Below are 16883 nucleotides of genomic sequence, written 5' to 3' on the forward strand. Positions count from 1 at the left end.
AGCGTCCCACGTGTTCAGTTCGAGCCGCCCGCGCGCAGCTGGTCCAGGTCGGCCTTGAGGGTGTTCACCGGGATCGCGAATCCGAGCCCGACGCTCCCCGCCGAGCTGCTCGAACCGGCCGAGGAACTGGGCGAATACATGGCCGAATTGATTCCGATGATCTCGCCGTTCATATTGATCAGCGCGCCGCCGGAATTCCCGGGATTGAGGGAGGCGTCGGTCTGGATCGCCTTGTAGGTGGTCTTCGACGAGCCCGTGTCGCCGTTGAACTGCTGCCCGCCGAACTCGAACGGCCAGCCCTGCCGGGGGTCGAACTGCTGCCCCTGGCCGCCACCGTCCTGGCCGCCGCCGTCCTCCTTCGCGACGGTCACGTCGCGGTTCAGGGCGGAGACGATGCCGCTGGTGACGGTGCCGGTCAGGCCCTCGGGCGAGCCGATGGCCACGACCTGGTCGCCGACCTGGATCCTGGACGAGTCGCCGAGGGTGGCGGCCTTGAGGCCGGAGGCGCCCTGCAGCTTGATCAGCGCGAGGTCCTTGTCGGGGTCGGTGCCGACGACCCGGGCGTCGTACGTCTTGCCGTCGCTGAGCCGCACGCTGATCGAGGAGGCGCCGGCGATGACGTGGTTGTTGGTGACGATCTCGCCGCCGGAGGTGATGATCACGCCGGAGCCGGTGGACCTGCCCGCGTTCGAGCTCGCCGAGATCTCCACGATGGAGGGCGAGACGGCCTGCGCGACTCCGGCGACCGTGCCCTTGCTGCCCGCCGACACGTTGGTCCCGCTCACACTGCTCGCCGCGGAGGCGGTCGAGGCGCCGTCGGACATCCAGCGCTCGACGAGCGTCGCCGTGCCGCCGCCGACGGCGGCCGCGGCGATGGCCACGGCCGCGAGCAGACCGACGCCGCGCTTGGCACGGCGGCGGTGCGGTGCGGGGGGCGAGGCCGGGGCCGGGGGAGCGGTGGGCGGCAGATGCCCGCCCGCGGGCCAGACGGTGGTGCCGGGTTCCGGCTGGAACGGCTGGGCCGGGTCGTACGGGGGCCGCGGCGGGTAGTACGGCTGCTGCTGCTGCGGCTGGGGCTCCTGGTTGTCCGTCATGGCTACGACTCTCGGAGCCGTACATGAGAACCGTCTGAGGACGGGGTGAGAAGCCCGACAGAAGCCTGTATGCCCGAAATAAAGAGCTGGGGAAGCGTGGTGGTACGGGGGTCAGTGCGCGCAGCCGCAGGACCGGCGCACGATCAGCGCCGACGGGAACTGCTTCACCCGCTCGCGGCGCGAGCCCGCCACCCGCAGCGAGTCGTCGAGGACCAGGTCCACCGCCGCGCGCGCCATCGCCGGACGGTCCGAGTAGACCGTGGTCAGCGGCGGATCGGCGAGCGCCGCCTCCTTGACGTCGTCGAAGCCGGCGACCGCGAGCTCCGTCGGCACGTCGATGCGCAGCTCGCGGGCGGCCCGCAGCACGCCGAGGGCCTGGTCGTCCGTCGAGCAGAAGATGGCCGGCGGCCGGTCCGGGCCGGACAGGACCTCCAGCGCGACCTTGTAGGCGTCGTAGCGGTTGTACGGGGCCTGGAAGAGCCGGCCCTCGACCGAGCGGCCCGCCTCCAGCATGGCCCGCCGCCAGCCCTCCTCGTGGTCGGCGACCGGGTCGCCGACGGCCGGGGTGTTGGGGATGCCGCCCATGCAGGCCACGTACGCGTGGCCGTGCTCCAGGAGGTGCCGGGTGGCGAGCTGGGCGCCGCCGATGTCGTCCGTGACGACGGCGACGTCGTCGATCGCCTCGGGCCGCTCGTGCAGCAGCACCACGCGCGCGTCCCAGGCCTCGATCTCGCTCGCGGCCTGCTCGCTCATGCCCTGGCTGACCAGGATCAGCCCGGAGACCCGCATGCCGAGGAAGGCGCGCAGGTAGTGGATCTCGCGCTCGGTGCGGTAGTCGGAGTTGCCGACCAGGACCATCTTTCCGCGCTCGGCGGCGGCCTGCTCGACCGCGTGCGCCATCTCCGCGAAGAAGGGCTGGCGGGCGTCCGGGACGACCATGCCTATGAGGTCGGTGCGGCGGGACGCCATCGCCTGGGCCACCCGGTCGGGTCGGTAGCCCAGTTCCTTGATCGCTGCGAGGACACGCTCGCGCGTGGCCGGGGCGACCGGCCGGGGTCCGTTGTTGATCACGTAACTCACGACCGCGGTGGAAGTACCCGCCAGTCGCGCAACGTCATCCCGCGTCACCTTGGCCACGCGCGGAAGTCTACGCGGGGTGACCTAGCTACCGGCAGGTCGCGCTGTGGCATACGCCACGTTAACGGTCCTCCACCGGAGTGAGTTCCCGCGCGCCGTCCTTGACGCGCGCCTCCGCCTTCGCACCCGAACCGGACCCCGAGCCGGACCCGGAACCGGATCCGGAGCCGGGCCCGGAGCCCGGGCTCGCGCCCGACCCCGAACGGCCCTCGGCCGCCCGGTCCGTCCTGTCCGCCCGGTCCGGCTTCTCGGGCGTCACGAAGCGGTAGCCGACGTTCCGTACGGTGCCGATCAGCGACTCGTGCTCGACGCCGAGCTTCGCCCGCAGACGCCGTACGTGCACATCGACCGTTCGGGTGCCGCCGAAGTAGTCGTAGCCCCAGACCTCCTGCAGCAGCTGGGCCCGGGTGAAGACCCGGCCCGGGTGCTGGGCGAGGTACTTGAGCAGCTCGAACTCCTTGAAGGTCAGGTCCAGGACCCGGCCCTTCAGCTTCGCGCTGTAGGTGGCCTCGTCCACCGACAGATCGCCGTTGCGGATCTCCATCGGGGAGTCGTCGACGGTGATCTGCTGCCGGCCCATGGCCAGCCGCAGCCGCGCCTCGACCTCGGCCGGCCCGGCGGTGTCGAGCAGCACGTCGTCGATGCCCCAGTCGGCGGTGACGGCCGCGAGCCCGCCCTCCGTCACGACCAGGATGAGCGGACAGCCGGGGCCCGTGGAGCGCAGCAGCTGGCAGAGCGAGCGGATCTGCGGCAGATCGCGCCGCCCGTCCACGAGGATCACGTCGGCGCCCGGGGTGTCCACCAGGGCCGGGCCCTCGGCGGGGGCCACGCGCACGTTGTGCAGCAGCAGGCCGAGCGCGGGCAGCACCTCGGCCGACGGCTGGAGGGCGTTGGTCAGGAGCAGCAGGGAACTCATCGCGCCCCTCCTGCCTGAATCGTCGGATCGTCCATGACGTCGGTTCCTCCTCGGCCCTCGCGACCCGAGAGCTTTTGTTCACCTGTCCGTAACAACGGTCGGAAAACACAAAAGGACCCGGGGGCTGCGGTGCCCGGATCCTCTGCCAGCAGAATAGCGGACATGGGTTCCGAGGCAGAGGGGCGATTTCACATGGTGGATGTTTCTCAGATCACTTCCGGCCCTCTGGAGGACACGCTTCCCGCCGGCCTGCCCACCGGTCCGCGCACGGATCCCGGTGGTACGCGGATCCGTACCGACCCGCGTACGTGTCTCCGTACCGACCTCCGTACCGATGACGGTGTCCGGATCGAGGCGGTTTACGAACCCTCCACCGCAAGTGTCACCGATACGGCCGTCGTCGTGGCGCACGGGTTCACCGGCTCGGTCGACCGCCCCGCGCTCCGCCGCGCCGTCGCCGCCTTCCGCGGCCACGCCGACGTCGTCTCCTTCTCCTTCCGCGGGCACGGCGGCTCCGGCGGCCGCTCCACCGTCGGCGACCGCGAGGTCCTCGACCTGTCCGCCGCCGTCCGCTGGGCGCGCGAGCTCGGCCACCGGCGCGTGGTGACGGTCGGCTTCTCGATGGGCGGCTCGGTGGTGCTGCGCCACGCGGCGATCGCGAAGGAGACGGACGCCCGCACGGACGCGGTGGCCGCCGTGTCGGCCCCCGCCCGCTGGTACTACCGGGGTACGCCCCCGATGCGCCGCGTCCACTGGGTGGTCACCCGGCCGCTCGGCCGGCTCGTCGGGCGCTACGGGCTCAGGACCAGGATCGACACCAGGGACTGGGACCCGGTGCCGCTCTCGCCGGTCGAGGCGGTGCCGCTGATCGCGCCGACGCCGCTGCTGATCGTGCACGGCGACCGCGACCCGTACTTCCCCGTCGACCACCCCCGGATGCTCGCCGCCGCGGCCGAGCGGGCCGGCGCCCCGGCCGAGCTGTGGCTGGAGCGGGGCATGGGCCACGCCGAGAACGCGGCCGCCGACGAGCTGCTGAGGCGCCTCGGGACCTGGCTGGCCCGGCCATAGCCCATCATGGGGGGCGGCGCGCACACGAACGAAGGGAGCGCCGTCATGGCAGCGGGAACCATCCGCTACTGGGCCGCGGCGAAGGCCGCCGCCGGAGTCGCCGAGGAGCCGTACGCGGCCGACACCCTCGCGGAGGCGCTCGACGCCGCCCGCGAGCGGCACCCCGGCGAGCTGGCCCGGGTCCTCCTGCGTTGCTCGTTCCTGATCGACGGCGATCCCGTCGGGACCCGCGCGCATGAGACGGTACGGCTGGCCGAGGGCGGCACGGTCGAGGTGCTCCCCCCGTTCGCAGGAGGGTGAACCGACAGCATGAGCAGTGATCAGCAGTACCCGTACGACCCCCGGGCCGGGTCCCGGACCGGTCAGTCCTATGACCCCGAGGTCACTCAGACGTGGCAGGGCCAGACCTGGGACACGCAGTACCAGCCGACGGTGCGGCCGCAGGCCCCGGCTTCGTACGACAACGAGAACGACAACGCGTATCTGCCGCCGCAGGGCCGGTACGACTACGCGCCGCAACCGGTGACCGGCGGCCACCCGCTGCCGCCCGAGGCCCCGGCCGCCTACGAGGTCCCCGCCCCGGCCCCGCAGGCGTACGACGTCTCTGCCCCGGCCCCGCAGACGTCGTACGAGTCGCAGGCGTACGAGGTCTCTGCCCCGGCCCCGCAGACGTACGAGGTCCCCGCCGCGGCCCCGCAGGCGTCGTACGAGCCCCCGGCTTCCGCTGCCGCGTCCGCCGCCCCGGTTTCCGCCGCCGCGTCCGCCGCCGAGTACTCCGCCCCCACCACCTCCGGCACCGCCCGGGTCACCGATGCCCAGCGCGCCCGCGCCGAGGGCCGGTCGCCGATCATCGAGCCGGGGATGCAGCCGGCCGCGCTGACGGCGGTGCTCGGCGTGCTGCTCGCGGGCGGCGCTGCGTTCGGCTCGTACGCGCTGCTGGTCCCGCTGCTCCTGCTGCAGGCGGTCACCGCCGCCGGCTGGTTCCGGCTCAACGGCATGTGGCCGGCCCGGCAGGGCATCGCGCTCGCGTTCCTCGGCGGTGTCGTCGCGGACGTGGCGCTGCTCGCGGTCGGCCGGGAGAACGCGCCGGGCGCGATCATCGGCACGCTCGGCGTGTGGGTCCTGCTGACGCTGGTGCTGCAGCTGCGCAGCCACGCCGATCCGGACGAGCGGATGTACGGCCTGATGGCGACGGTCGTGTCGTCGGCGCTCGCGATCCTGGCCGCCGGGCACCTCGGTGCCGACCCGGACGCCGTGGTCGTCGGTGCCGTGGCCGTGGCCGCCGCGGTCCTCGCCCGGGCGGTCCCGCTGCCCGGCCCCGTGTCGATCGTCGTGGCCCTGCTCGCCGCGGCCGGCGGCGGCATCGCGGCCGGCGGCTTCACCGACCTGGGCACCGGCGGGGCGCTGCTCGGCCTGGGCGCGGGGGTGTGCGCGCTGGTCGGCCTGCGGGTGGCGAGCTACGACTACCCGTCGCGTTTCGTGCACATGACGGCGGGCGTGGCGCTGCCGCTGACGGCCGCCGTACCGGCCGTGTACCTGCTGGGGCGGGTGCTCGCGTAGGCCCGCGAAACGCCCCTGGGGAACCGACCGGCCCTCCGACACGTCGATCTTCGTGTCGGAGGGCCGGGTCTTTTGCCGGCCTTTTTGCTGCTGACGAGGAGGATGTGGGCGATGCGAGCGCTGCGGACGGTGCTGATCCTTGCCGTGGTGCTCGGCGGAATCCTCGTCGGCGTGGACCGGCTGGCCGCCTCATACGCGGAGTCGGAGGCGGCCGACGGGGTGCGGCTCGGCAGCGTGCGGGCCGAGTCCACGGACGTCGACATCAAGGGCTTCCCGTTCCTCACCCAGGTGGCGGACAAACGGTTCGGCGAGGTCGACGTGGTGCTGACCGGCGTCCGTACCACCGCCGGTGGCCACCCGGTGCGCATCGGCGAGCTGACCGCCGCGCTGCACGACGTCACCCTGAACGACGACTACGCGATCGAGCGGGCCCGCACCGCGAGCGGCACGGCCCTGACCTCGTACCCGGACCTGGCCGCCGCCTCCGGCGAGGACGCGAAGGTCGCGTACGGGGGCACCGGCAAGTTGAAGGTGACGGGCGGGGTGCGGTTCCTGGGGCAGACCCTGACCCGCACGGTGACGTCCACGGTGACCCTGGTGGGCGGCGACACCATCCGGGTGCGGGCCGACGAGGTGCCGGGCGAGGGCATCCCGGGCCTGGAGGAGCTGGTGCGGGCGCGCACGGATTTCGACTGGCGGGTCGAGGGGCTGCCGAAGGGCATGCGGCTGACGAAGGTGGAGCCGCGCGAGGACGGCCTCGCGGTGACGGTGTCGGGCGAGAACGTGGACCTGACGGCGTCCTGACCACCCTGACCGCCCTGACCGTCCTGACCGCCCTGACCGCCCTGACCGCCGCCCACCGGGGCCTGACCGCCGCCCGTCGGGTGGCTGTACCCCGCTGCGGATCACATTCTGAGACGGTCGCGTCCGATCCGTAGAAACAATGGCCAAGCCCGCTGTCGGCGGGCCCTCCGGGGTGTTCCGCACCCTTTTTGCATCCCGAATGCCGGACGATCGCGTCTCAAAATACGACACGCCGGTGACACGGCCGCCTGTCCGTCCCTACGATCGTCGTCATGAAGCGACAGGCGGAACTCACGAAGCGGCGGGCAGTAGACCTGTGCCGCATCGCCGCCATGCTCTGTCGCTCTGTCTGAGCGGGGCGCACGTCGCCCCGTATTTCCTCAGGCCCTCCGACGTGATGTCGGGGCCACCCCTGCGCAGCCGTACGCCGTCGTCCGCACGCACCGAATCCGCCGCATGCGCACCGACGCGTACCCGCACCGCACCACCCCGCACGACACCGCCGCACACTGCCCCGGAGGAGAAACAGCATGGCTCGCAGCGACGTCCTGGTCGACGCCGACTGGGTCGAGGCCAACCTCGACAACCCGCAGGTCGCCCTGGTCGAGGTCGACGAGGACACCTCGGCGTACGACAAGAACCACATCAAGAACGCGATCCGGATCGACTGGACGAAGGACCTCCAGGACCCGGTCCGCCGCGACTTCATCGACCAGGAGGGCTTCGAGAAGCTCCTCTCGGCCAAGGGCATCGCCAACGACACCACGGTCGTCCTCTACGGCGGCAACAACAACTGGTTCGCGTCGTACGCCTACTGGTACTTCAAGCTGTACGGCCACCAGGACGTCAAGCTGCTCGACGGCGGCCGCAAGAAGTGGGAGCTCGACTCCCGCGACCTGGTCGACGGCTCCGAGGTCCCGAACCGTCCGGCCACGCAGTACAAGGCCCAGGCCCAGGACACCTCGATCCGCGCCTTCCGCGACGACGTCGTGGCCGCGATCGGCAACCAGAACATCGTCGACGTGCGCTCGCCCGACGAGTTCTCCGGCAAGCTGCTCGCCCCGGCGCACCTCCCGCAGGAGCAGTCGCAGCGTCCGGGCCACGTCCCGTCCGCCCGCAACATCCCCTGGTCGAAGAACGCCAACGACGACGGCACCTTCAAGTCGGACGAGGAGCTGAAGGCCCTCTACGCCGACGAGCAGGTCGACCTGGCGAAGGACTCCATCGCCTACTGCCGCATCGGCGAGCGCTCCGCGCTCACCTGGTTCGTCCTGCACGAGCTGCTCGGTGTCGAGAACGTCAAGAACTACGACGGCTCGTGGACCGAGTACGGCTCCCTCGTGGGCGTGCCGATCGAGCTCGGCGCCAACAAGTAAGACCCCTGAGACTCCCCCCTCATCGACCGTAAGGATTCCTGACATGTGCGGAGCGCAGCCCGGCGGCCCCGACGCCTCGACGATCAAGCCCGGTGAGACCACGATCCAGGGCTACGTGACCAAGGACGGCCAGCCCGTCACCGGTTACGTGCGTCTCCTCGACTCCACCGGCGAGTTCACGGCCGAGGTCCCCACCTCCGCCACCGGCCAGTTCCGCTTCTACGCGGCCGAGGGCACCTGGACCGTCCGCGCCCTGGTCCCGGGCGGCACCGCCGACCGTCAGGTCGTGGCCCAGAAGGGTGGCCTCGCCGAGGTCGCCATCGCGGTCTGATCCACGAAGGATCACCACTGAACGGCCGTGGGGCCGTGCCTCCTGGGGGGTTGGACGCTTTCCGGGACCTGAGGCACGGCCCTTCGGTCTGCCCGCGGGTCTGCCCGCGCGGCACCCGCGCACAGACTGTCGGCGGTCGCGTTCCGGTCGTACTCTGAAGGTGTGTACGCACGGCGACGACGCGTCTACTTCTGGATGATGGGCGTCTGCCTGGTGCTTTTCGTGGGCGCCTGGGCCGTCGTGCGCCTCTTCTCGGTCCCCGCCGCCATCGCCATGTGCGTGGTCGCCATGCTCATCCCGCCGTTCGCCGCGATGGTCGCGAACCGGCGGGGGCCGGACGACCGCTGGTGGGACGATCCCAGCGGTGACAAGCAGTCCGACGACTGGTGGGACGAACTGGACGGCAAGAAGCGCGACCGGGACGCGTAACGGGACCGCTGGGACTGCGTGGCGGAGGCTGCCGGAACCGGGGGAGGGCCGGCTACGGGGGCGGCCGGAACTAGTAGACGAGGGCCTGGGTCTCGTCCGCCATGGCCTCCTGGACGAAGACCTGCGCGCCCGCGATGCGGACGCCCTTGAGGACGTCGTCCTCGGTGATCTCGCGGCGGGCGGCGCACTGGGTGCACAGGGTGACGCGGCCGGCCGCGAGGATCGAGTCGATCAGGTCCGGCAGCGGTGCGGCGTGCGGGAGCTCGAACTCGGCCGCGCGGCCCGGCAGGGCGAACCAGGAGGACTCGCCGGTCAGCCAGAGCGAGACCTCGACGCCACTGGCGACGGCGACGGCGGCCACCGTGAAGGCCTGGGAGCAGCGTTCCGGGGCGTCGGCACCGGCGGTCACCTTGATCACGAGCTTCTTCGCCATATACCGAACTGTAATGCGGTTCGAGGCAACCTCATGCATCACTCACGGGTCAGTTGGGTGCGCGGTGATACGGAATCCGCGCTTCTAGTCTCGTGGGGGGACTGCTTTGGAAGCCTCAGAAGCGGTGGGATCCGCTCAAAACACCTCGGTGCCCGCGCCCGATCAGGCGCCGATACCCGCGCCCGCGCCGGTTCCCGCCGTTGATCAGACGCCGGCTCCGCGCCGCCGGGCCGGCCGCGCCGTCGCGCTGATCGCCGTCGCCGCCGTGCTCGGCATCGTCGGCGGTACGGCGGTGGGCTACGGCATCCAGGCCGAGCGCGAGCCCACTCCGCTCCCGGCCCTCAACCAGAAGGGCCTGGCCTACCCGGCGAAGCCGCTCCCGAAGGGCAAGGAGCCGGAGCCGCTGACCGTGGCGGAGGACCGCGGTCTGAAGACCGACGGGGACCTGCGCAAGCTGCTGCTGCCGAAGCCGGCGGGGGCCAGGAAGGCCGACTTCCTTCCCGAGGACGGCTGGCTGAGCCTCGCCTCGTACGCCTCGGACTTCGACGGCCCGGCCGGCGAGTTCCAGTACCTGCTGGACGGCGGCATCCGCCGGGTCGCCAGCGAGGGCTGGCGCACGGGCGAGTTCAGGTTCACCCAGATCAACCTGGTGCAGTTCCGGTCCGGCAGCACTCTGGGCGCCGCCGAGCACGCGGAGGACCAGCGCGGGTTCATGCAGGACGACGCCGGTTACGGCCAGCCGGTCAAGGGCAGCGCCGACGGGCGCACCTACCTGCTCCCGGTGCAGCGCAAGTCGGGCTACCTCGACATCTACGAGGCCCGCGCGTACGTCCACCGCGGCGACGTCGCGATCGAGATCTTTGTGACGGACACCAAGAAGATCAGCCAGAAGGAGATCTCCTCGCTGGCCGAGCGGCAGCTGGAGCGCCTGTGAGCGAGGAAACCACCCCGAACGCCGACGCCGGCCTCGACGAGGGCGCCGTCACGTCCGCGCCCACGTCCGTGCCCGCGTCCGCGCCCACGTCCGCCTCCGTACCCGCGCCGCGCAGGCCGCGCCGCCTGTTCCCGTACGTCCTCGGCGGCGTACTCGTGCTCGGCCTCGCCGCCGGCGGGACGTACACCGGCGTCACCGTGGCGGGAGCCGAGCGCCACGCGCCCACGATCGGCTGGGAGGAACCGGCCCCGGACGCGGCGAGCGACGCGGAGAGCAAGGACCCGGCCGCCGACGCGCTCGCCCACGGCAGGGCCTCGACGCCGCTGAGCAAGCTGCTGCTGCCGGTCCCCGAGGGGTACGTGCTCGGACCCGACGTCGACCGCTACGGCAACGACGGCGAACTCTCCGCGCGCGACGCGATCGCCCTGGTCAAGCAGCAGGGCAAGGGCCTCTCCGGCAAGAAGCGCCGCGACTTCGACAAGCGGATCGAGAAGCTCGGCATCCAGGGCATCGCCGTGCGCTCCTACGCCTCCGAGGATGACGACCTCGTGGTCGAGGTGCAGGTCGTGCACCTGAAGGACAAGCGGTTCGGCGCCGATCTGCGCAGGCTGCGGGCCGAGATCGCCGAGCTGCTCGGGTTCCCCAAGGGCCCGAAGATCGCGGACCACAAGGACGCGTCCTGCTTCGCGATGCCGAAGCCGAAGCCGAAGAAGACCAAGGGCGACCGTGGCCTGGACGGCATGTTCTGCTCGGCGAACGAGTCGGGGTACTTCGTCTCGGTCACCGCCTCGGGCAGCCGGCCCTTCGACAGGTCCGCTGTCGCCGAGCTGGTGAAGAAGCAGCTCGACCACATCAAGTCCCCGGGGGAGTACGTATGAGCGAGACCGTGAGCGAGACCGAGCCGCAGACCACCCCCGAGACGCCGCAGACCACTCCCGAGCCGCGGACCACTCCGGAAGCCCCCGAGGCGGCAGCGGCCTCCGAGGCGGCAGCGGCCCCGGAGGCGTCGCAGGTCCCGGCGGCGGCAGCGGCCACCCGCGGTCGCGTGCTGCGCGCCGTCGCCCTCTGGACCGCCGCGCTCGTCGTCTGCGGCGGCCTCGGCGTCGGGACCGCCGCCGGGATCACGGCCATGGAGCGCACCGACGTGCCCGGGCTCGCGACCGCGAACGACGGCCGGTGGGAGTACCCGAAGCTGAGTCTCCCCGCGCTGCCGGAGGGCGCCCCGCGCCCCTTCACCGACGGCAACGAAGGCGAGATCCACTACGCCGACCTGCGCGCGCTCGTGCTGCCGGCGCCGGCCGGGGCGACCGTGGACCCGAAGCGGGCCGGCGGCTGGGTGAGCGTCGACGACTATCTGTCCCTCTATCCGAAGGAGAAGCGCGGTGCCCTGAAGCAGGCCATCGACGACTCCGCCCTCCGCCACGTCGCCGCCCGCGCCTGGACCATGCCGGACGGCACGAAGAGCGCCGTCTACCTGCTGCGGTTCAAGTCGGTCGGCTTCTCGGAGGCGTTCAAGGACGACGCGCTGAACGGCGGCTCGCAGGACACCTTGCCGCTGGACGGCACGGGGACCGTCGAGAGCGACTCCCTCGGCGGCGACATACGGGCCGACGACACGGCGGTGTACACGGTCGCCGAGACCAAGCCGTACGGCGCCGAGCAGACCCGCTGGTCCTACATCCAGGCCGGCGACACGCTCGCCCTGGTCGTCCAGTCCCGCAAGGGCGGGGCGGCGGCCGTCCCGTTCCAGCAGACGGTGACCCTCCAGGACCAGCTGCTCGGCTGACCGCCCGGGCAGGTCCCGTACGAGATCACGTACGAGACCCACCTCACCGAGAGCGCCGGGTCCCCGGCCCACTAAGCTGGGGTCCGGCCCGTTCCGCCTTCACCGCTCACCGAGGAGCATCAAGTGATCGTCTTCTTCGAAACCCTGCTGGCGCTCGTCTGTGTCGCGGTCCTCGCCTTCGCGGGTCTGACCGTGAAGAAGCTGTACCAGGGCCAGCGCTAAACAACCGAACGAGAACAGATCGCCTGAGCTGCTCATGATCCAGATCCCGTCCGACCTCAATCCCGGCCTCGTCCCCCTCGCGTTCCTGCTCGGTACGTGGGAAGGCGCCGGCGTGTCCGACTTCCCCGGCGCCGAGAAGTGCAACTTCGGCCAGTCCGTGACGTTCAGCCACGACGGCCGCGACTTCATCGAGTACCACTCGCACTCCTGGGTCCTGGACGCCGACGGCAACAAGGTCCGCCCGCTGGAGAGCGAGAGCGGCTACTGGCGCATCGACGCGGACCGCAAGGTCGAGGTCGTCATGATCCGCGACCAGGGCGTCGTCGAGGTCTGGTACGGCGAGCTCGCCGACCAGAAGCCGCAGATCGACATCGCGACCGACGCCGTCGCGCGCACCGCGGCCTCCGGCCCGTACAGTGGTGGCAAGCGCCTCTACGGCTACGTCAAGAGCGACCTCATGTGGGTCGGCGAGAAGGCCACCCCCGAGGTCCCGCTGCGCCCCTACATGTCGGCGCACCTGAAGAAGGTCGTCACCCCGGAGGAGGTCGCCGAGATGGCGCGCAACCTCCCCGACATGCCGGACGACGGCATCGCCTTCTTCAAGTAGGCAAGACCCTCGGTGCTCGGGCCACGCCCTCCTACACTGGGGGCGTGGTGAGCACCGACTGGAAGAGCGACCTGCGGCAGCGCGGCTACCGGCTGACGCCCCAGCGCCAGCTTGTCCTGGAGGCCGTCGACGCGCTGGAGCACGCGACCCCGGACGACATCCTCGTCGAGGTCCGCAAGACCGCCTCCGGCGTCAACATCTCGACCGTCTACCGGACCCTGGAGCTCCTTGAAGAGCTCGGTCTGGTCAGCCACGCCCATCTGGGGCACGGGGCGCCGACCTACCACCTCGCCGACCGGCACCACCATCTGCACCTGGTCTGCCGGGACTGCTCGGAGGTCATCGAGGCGGACGTGGAGGTCGCGGCCGACTTCACCGGCAAGCTCCGCGAGACCTTCGGCTTCCGGACGGACATGAAGCACTTCGCGATCTTCGGCCAGTGCGAGGACTGCGCACTAAAGCACGCCGCCGCGGAGTCGTAGGCTTTCATCCATGAAGAGCCCACTGCTGTCCCTGCCCGGCGCCGTCCCCGCCGAAGGCCGTGACGAAGGAGTCGCCGCCCACTACGGCGACCTGTTCCGCGAGCAGCGGACCCTTGCCGACGGCACCGGTTTCGTCGACCTCTCGCACCGCGGTGTCGTCACCGTCACCGGCGCCGACCGGCTGAGCTGGCTGCACCTGCTGCTCACCCAGCACGTCAGTGCCCTCCCCGTCGGCCAGGCCACGGACGCGCTGATCCTCTCCGCGAACGGACACATCGAACACGCCCTGTACCTCGTCGACGACGGCGAGACGGTGTGGGCGCACGTCGAGCCGGGCACGCAGGCCGAGCTCATCGCGTACCTGGAGTCGATGAAGTTCTTCTACCGGGTCGACGTCGCCGACCGCACCGACGACTTCGCCGTGGTCCACCTGCCGGCCGGCTCCATCGCCGCCGCGCCCGAGGGCGTGGTCGTACGGGAGACGGCGCACGGCCGCGACCTGTTCCTGCCGCGCGCGGACCTGGAGTCCTTCGCCGCCTCGCACGGACCGGCCGCCGGCATCCTCGCGTACGAGGCGCTGCGCGTCGAGCAGCACCGGCCGCGGCTCGGCTTCGAGACCGACCACCGGACCATCCCGCACGAGATCGGCGTCATCGGCAGCGCCGTCCACCTCCAGAAGGGCTGCTACCGCGGCCAGGAGACGGTCGCCCGCGTCCACAACCTGGGCAAGCCGCCGCGCCGCCTGGTCTTCCTGCACCTGGACGGAAGCGAGGTGCACCTGCCGGCGCACGGCGACCCGGTCCGGCTCGCCGCCGACGGGGCGGAGGGCCGCCAGCTGGGCTTCGTCACGACCGCGGTGCGCCACCACGAGCTCGGCCCGATCGCCCTCGCGCTGGTGAAGCGGAACGTGCCGGTGGACGCCGAGCTGATCGCGGGAACGACGGCGGCCGCGCAGGAGACGATCGTCGAGCCGTAGGCGTACGCCTGAGCCGTACCGCTTGAGCCGTACCGCGTACCGCGTACCGCTTGAGCCGTACTGCCGAGCCCAGCCGAACCGGCTGTCAGACGTCGAGCAGCACCGTGAACGGGCCGTGATTCGTGAGCGAGACGCGCATGTCCGCTCCGAACCGGCCCGTCTCCACGCGCGCGCCGAGCGCCCGCAGCTGTGCGACCACCTCGTCGACCAGCGGTTCGGCGACCGGGCCGGGCGCGGCGGCGTTCCAGGTGGGGCGGCGGCCCTTGCGGGCGTCTCCGTAGAGGGTGAACTGGGAGATGACGAGCAGCGGCGCGTTCACGTCGGAGCAGGACTTCTCGCCCTCCAGCACCCGGACGGACCAGAGCTTTCTGGCCAATTGCGCGGCCTTCTCCGGCGTGTCGTCGTGGGTCACCCCGACCAGCACGCACAGCCCCTCGCCGACGATTTCGCCGACGGTCTCCCCTGCGACGACGACGCTCGCGCCGTCGACCCTCTGCACCACTGCTCGCATACGGACCAACCTACAGACTGATACGGGCAGGGCCGAACGGGTGCAGACCGCCTGCGTCGGCCGGGGCGCGAGTGGCACCATGCCTGTCAGGCGGTGCGGCCGACCGCACCGGTCGAGGGGACGATTCTCATGAGTGCACCTGGCACCGGGCACACGCCGTCCGGTCCCGTACGCCTGACCCGCGGTTCCGGCCGTTCCGGCGGGCTCGGCGGTTCCGTCGACGGATCCGTCGGGCGCCCGCCCGTGCAGCGGACCGCCGAGCCCGACCTGCCGGAGCGGCCGCAGCCGGAGCTCGGCGCACTGCGGCTGCCCGAGCTGCGGACACTGCGCCGCGAGGCGCAGAGCGACGAGGCCGATCTGAGCTACGTACGGCGGATGCTCCAGGGCCGGATCGACATCCTGCGCGCCGAGCTGGCGCGCCGCACCGACCCGGGGGCCGCGGACCCCGGGGCGCCGGCGGGTGCGGCGGGTGCGGAGACGCCGGTGCTCGACCGGCTGTCGGAGATCCTCGCGGACGCCCCGTCGCGGCACCGGACGTCGGTGCGGCACGTGACGCTGTCGACGCCGCGCGGCGAGGAGTACCGACGGCTCGCGGCCGAGATGCTGTCGGAGGTCGAGCTGTCGGACCTGACGGCCCGTACGGACGAGGAGCTGCACACGGCGATGGGGCGGCTGGCGGGGTACGAGCAGCAGGTCTCCCGGCGCCGGCACCAGCTCCAGCGGACGGCGGACGACTGCAGCGCGGAGATCGCCCGCCGCTACCGGGAGGGCGAGGCGCAGGTCGACGACCTGCTGGCGTGAGCTCCCCGGGCCTGCGGGAAACTCGCGTGCGCCCGGCTTCGCCGCCCGCATAGCCTCGAAGGATGAGCCTTGAGGTGCGCGCGATCGACGAGTCCGAGTTCCGCGAGTGGCTGCTGACCAAGCGGTTCGGTTTCCTCAACCCTCCGGTGATCAGGGACGAGGAGGTCGCCGACCGGCTGCCGCACACGGACCTGACCCGCGCCTACGGTGCCTTCGACCGCGGCCGGATCGTCGCCACCTTCCACTCCTTCGCCCAGAAGCTGTCCACGGTCGGCGGCGCGGACCTCGCCGCCAACGCGGTCAGCGGGGTCACCGTCTCCGCGACCCACCGCAGGCGCGGCCTGCTCAGCCGGATGATGGCGGGCGACCTGGCCCGGGCGAAGGACCGCGGCGACGCGTGCGCGACGCTGATCGCGGCCGAGTACCCGATATACGGGCGGTTCGGCTTCGGCGTCGCGAGCTGGGCCACCGAGTGGGTCGTCGACGTGACCCGCTCCGGACTGGACGGCCGCTGGTCCGGACCGGGGGAGGCGGACGGCGGCGGGCGCATCGACTTCTCCGACGGCGCCGAGATCCGCAAGGAGGGCCCGGCGCTGCACCGGCGCTTCGCCGCGCAGCGCGCCGGGGTCACCGACCGCACGGCGCGCGGCTGGGACGTCGGCACCGGGAACTCGTACCACTTCGAGCCGTGGACCGAGCCGTTCTACGCCGTCTACCGGTCCGCCGCCGGCGAGATCGAGGGCTATGTCGCGTACACCGTCGACGACAAGTGGAGCGACCAGAAGCAGCCGGTCAACACGGCGAGCGTGCGCGACCTCGTCGCCGTCACGCCGGCCGCGGAGCGCGCGCTGTGGCGGTTCGTCTGCTCGGTCGACTGGATCACCCGGGTCCGGACCGGCCACCGCGCCCCCGACGACGTCCTGCCGCTGCTGCTGCCCGACCCGCGCGCCGCGCAGGTCGTCACCCACGCGGACATGTTGTGGCTGCGGATCCTGGACGTGCCGAAGGTGCTCGAACCGCGGACGTACGCGACCGAGGGCAGCCTCGTCCTGGACGTGCGGGACGCGGCCGGCTTCGCGGGCGGGCGCTACCGGCTCGACGCGTCCCCGGAGGGCGGCTCGTGCACGCCGACGACGGCGGCGCCCGATCTGGTCCTGGACGTGGCGGAGTTGGCGACGCTGGTGCTCGGCGACGAGTCGGCGGTACGGCTCGGGGCGCTCGGCCGGGTGGAGGAGGCCGCGGCCGGCGCGGCGGCGCGGGCGGACCTGCTGCTGCGGACCTCGCGGCGGCCGTGGAGTATGGACATCTTCTGATCGAGATCACGTGGGCGTGGAGGGTGTCGTGAGCCGCTGCCGGCGGCGTTGCGGCGGACGGGCCGTATACGTCGCTGAGTTCGGCTCCGATCCGGGCGATATC

General features: G+C 71.9%; 20 protein-coding genes. 15 read left to right on the plus strand and 5 right to left on the minus strand.

Translation table 11 applies throughout. The features are described 5' to 3' along the window. Window positions 1-14 precede the first annotated feature (14 nt). The 3 genes from ACWEJX_RS00175 to ACWEJX_RS00185 form a co-directional block, all read right to left on the minus strand. Window positions 15-1094 (minus strand): S1C family serine protease, encoded by a 1080-nt coding sequence (locus ACWEJX_RS00175; protein ID WP_451605285.1) that lies wholly within the window; start codon window positions 1092-1094, stop codon window positions 15-17. 111 nt (window positions 1095-1205) lie between these two features. Further along, on the minus strand, window positions 1206-2231 hold the full coding sequence (locus tag ACWEJX_RS00180) for a LacI family DNA-binding transcriptional regulator (protein WP_451605286.1): 1026 nt from the start codon (window positions 2229-2231) through the stop codon (window positions 1206-1208). A 61-nt stretch (window positions 2232-2292) separates the two neighbouring features. Beyond that, window positions 2293-3147, minus strand: coding sequence for a response regulator transcription factor (locus tag ACWEJX_RS00185; RefSeq protein WP_451605287.1), 855 nt, complete (start codon window positions 3145-3147; stop codon window positions 2293-2295). Between the two features lie 192 nt (window positions 3148-3339). On the opposite strand from ACWEJX_RS00185, the gene ACWEJX_RS00190 reads away from it, so the two are divergent. The 7 genes from ACWEJX_RS00190 (at window position 3340) to ACWEJX_RS00220 (ending at window position 8715) form a co-directional block, all read left to right on the plus strand. Next, window positions 3340-4215, plus strand: a complete 876-nt coding sequence (locus tag ACWEJX_RS00190) for an alpha/beta hydrolase family protein (protein ID WP_451605288.1) — start codon at window positions 3340-3342, stop codon at window positions 4213-4215. A 45-nt stretch (window positions 4216-4260) separates the two neighbouring features. Beyond that, the gene (locus ACWEJX_RS00195; protein WP_403799962.1) at window positions 4261-4515 is read left to right on the plus strand and encodes a MoaD/ThiS family protein; all 255 of its coding nucleotides are present in this window, start codon (window positions 4261-4263) and stop codon (window positions 4513-4515) included. A gap of 9 nt (window positions 4516-4524) precedes the next feature. Next, window positions 4525-5775, plus strand: coding sequence for a hypothetical protein (locus ACWEJX_RS00200; RefSeq protein WP_451605289.1), 1251 nt, complete (start codon window positions 4525-4527; stop codon window positions 5773-5775). Between the two features lie 111 nt (window positions 5776-5886). Beyond that, the gene (locus ACWEJX_RS00205) at window positions 5887-6579 is read left to right on the plus strand and encodes an LmeA family phospholipid-binding protein (protein ID WP_451605290.1); all 693 of its coding nucleotides are present in this window, start codon (window positions 5887-5889) and stop codon (window positions 6577-6579) included. Between the two features lie 530 nt (window positions 6580-7109). Then, window positions 7110-7955, plus strand: a complete 846-nt coding sequence (locus ACWEJX_RS00210) for a sulfurtransferase (protein WP_451605291.1) — start codon at window positions 7110-7112, stop codon at window positions 7953-7955. 43 nt (window positions 7956-7998) lie between these two features. Then, on the plus strand, window positions 7999-8286 hold the full coding sequence (locus ACWEJX_RS00215; RefSeq protein ID WP_403799950.1) for a DUF1416 domain-containing protein: 288 nt from the start codon (window positions 7999-8001) through the stop codon (window positions 8284-8286). A gap of 126 nt (window positions 8287-8412) precedes the next feature. Then, window positions 8413-8715 (plus strand): DUF3099 domain-containing protein, encoded by a 303-nt coding sequence (locus ACWEJX_RS00220; protein WP_451605451.1) that lies wholly within the window; start codon window positions 8413-8415, stop codon window positions 8713-8715. A 70-nt stretch (window positions 8716-8785) separates the two neighbouring features. Here ACWEJX_RS00220 and ACWEJX_RS00225 read toward each other — a convergent pair whose 3' ends face one another. After that, entirely contained in the window at window positions 8786-9148 is a 363-nt protein-coding gene (locus tag ACWEJX_RS00225; protein WP_451605292.1) for a DsrE family protein, read from the minus strand. Window positions 9149-9296: 148 nt separating this feature from the next. On the opposite strand from ACWEJX_RS00225, the gene ACWEJX_RS00230 reads away from it, so the two are divergent. The 6 genes from ACWEJX_RS00230 to ygfZ all read left to right on the plus strand — a co-directional run bounded on the left by ACWEJX_RS00230 (window position 9297) and on the right by ygfZ (window position 14155). Further along, window positions 9297-10082: a hypothetical protein gene (locus ACWEJX_RS00230; RefSeq protein ID WP_451605293.1), complete on the plus strand. Its 786-nt coding sequence runs from the start codon at window positions 9297-9299 to the stop codon at window positions 10080-10082. Next, window positions 10079-10960, plus strand: a complete 882-nt coding sequence (locus ACWEJX_RS00235; protein ID WP_451605294.1) for a hypothetical protein — start codon at window positions 10079-10081, stop codon at window positions 10958-10960. Before ACWEJX_RS00230 ends, ACWEJX_RS00235 begins: the two co-directional genes overlap by 4 nt. Next, window positions 10957-11868 (plus strand): hypothetical protein, encoded by a 912-nt coding sequence (locus tag ACWEJX_RS00240; RefSeq protein ID WP_451605295.1) that lies wholly within the window; start codon window positions 10957-10959, stop codon window positions 11866-11868. The genes ACWEJX_RS00235 and ACWEJX_RS00240 overlap by 4 nt, the downstream gene beginning before the upstream one ends. Window positions 11869-12124: 256 nt before the next feature. Then, window positions 12125-12697, plus strand: coding sequence for an FABP family protein (locus ACWEJX_RS00245; RefSeq protein WP_451605296.1), 573 nt, complete (start codon window positions 12125-12127; stop codon window positions 12695-12697). A gap of 44 nt (window positions 12698-12741) precedes the next feature. Then, window positions 12742-13179, plus strand: a complete 438-nt coding sequence (locus tag ACWEJX_RS00250; protein ID WP_451605297.1) for a Fur family transcriptional regulator — start codon at window positions 12742-12744, stop codon at window positions 13177-13179. Between the two features lie 10 nt (window positions 13180-13189). Next, window positions 13190-14155: a CAF17-like 4Fe-4S cluster assembly/insertion protein YgfZ gene (gene ygfZ / locus ACWEJX_RS00255; RefSeq protein WP_451605298.1), complete on the plus strand. Its 966-nt coding sequence runs from the start codon at window positions 13190-13192 to the stop codon at window positions 14153-14155. 85 nt (window positions 14156-14240) lie between these two features. Here ygfZ and dtd read toward each other — a convergent pair whose 3' ends face one another. After that, on the minus strand, window positions 14241-14666 hold the full coding sequence (dtd, locus tag ACWEJX_RS00260) for a D-aminoacyl-tRNA deacylase (RefSeq protein ID WP_451605299.1): 426 nt from the start codon (window positions 14664-14666) through the stop codon (window positions 14241-14243). A gap of 129 nt (window positions 14667-14795) precedes the next feature. On the opposite strand from dtd, the gene ACWEJX_RS00265 reads away from it, so the two are divergent. Then, entirely contained in the window at window positions 14796-15467 is a 672-nt protein-coding gene (locus tag ACWEJX_RS00265; RefSeq protein ID WP_451605300.1) for an RsiG family protein, read from the plus strand. A gap of 62 nt (window positions 15468-15529) precedes the next feature. Further along, complete coding sequence (locus tag ACWEJX_RS00270) at window positions 15530-16780, plus strand: GNAT family N-acetyltransferase (protein ID WP_451605301.1); 1251 nt, start codon at window positions 15530-15532, stop codon at window positions 16778-16780. Window positions 16781-16883 lie beyond the last annotated feature (103 nt).

The sequence above is a fragment of the Streptomyces sp. NPDC004788 genome, assembly GCF_053601115.1.